The organism is Methylobacterium sp. WL18, assembly GCF_008040015.1.
Lineage (GTDB): Bacteria > Pseudomonadota > Alphaproteobacteria > Rhizobiales > Beijerinckiaceae > Methylobacterium > Methylobacterium mesophilicum.
Window position 1 is genome coordinate 1 of the sequence record NZ_VRVD01001175.1, and the last position, 703, is coordinate 703.

The window sequence follows — 703 nt, forward strand, 5'->3', positions numbered from 1 at the left end:
CCCCGGGTCTTCTTCGCGCGCGGGGGGCCGCCCGGGCTGGTGCTGGTGGGCGTGTCCACGGGGGGGCCCGGCGTGCTGGAGGAGATCCTGCCCCGCCTGCCGAAGGACTTCCCCTGGCCGGTCCTGGTCGCGCAGCACATGCCGAGCAGCTTCACCGGCGTCTTCGCCCGCCGGCTGAACGACCTCTGCGCCGTCTCGGTGGTGGAGGTCGCCCGGCAGATGCCGATCGAGCCCGGCACGGTCTACATCGCCAAGGGGGATGCCGACCTCGTCGTCACCCGCCGGGGCACGGGCTACTCCGCGACGCCGCTGCCGCAGAGCAACGAGCATATCTGGCATCCCAGCGTCACCCGCATGGTCGAGAGCGCCCTGGCGCATCTCCCGGCCAACCGGCTGATCGCCGTGCAGCTTACCGGGATGGGCGACGACGGCGCCGAGGCGATGGCCCGGGTGCGGGCCGGCGGCGGCATGACCATCGCGCAGGACGAGGACACCAGCATCGTCTTCGGCATGCCGCACGAACTCATCAAGCGCGGCGGGGCCAGCCTGGTCCTGCCGTGCGACGCGATCGCAGAGCAGCTCGTCGGGTGGCTCCGTGCCCCGGAAGCCGGCGCTCGAGCCGGGGAACGCCGCCGTGGCCCTTAAGAAACCGACCCTGCCCCCGACGGCCGACGCCGGGGCGCCGCCGCACGCGGATCTCGCC

The 703-nt window shown here is 73.5% G+C and carries 1 protein-coding gene; it reads left to right on the plus strand.

The features are described from left to right. The coding region (locus FV228_RS31630) for a CheB methylesterase domain-containing protein (protein WP_147857962.1) at window positions 1-645 on the plus strand (645 nt) is incomplete at its 5' end. Window positions 646-703 lie beyond the last annotated feature (58 nt).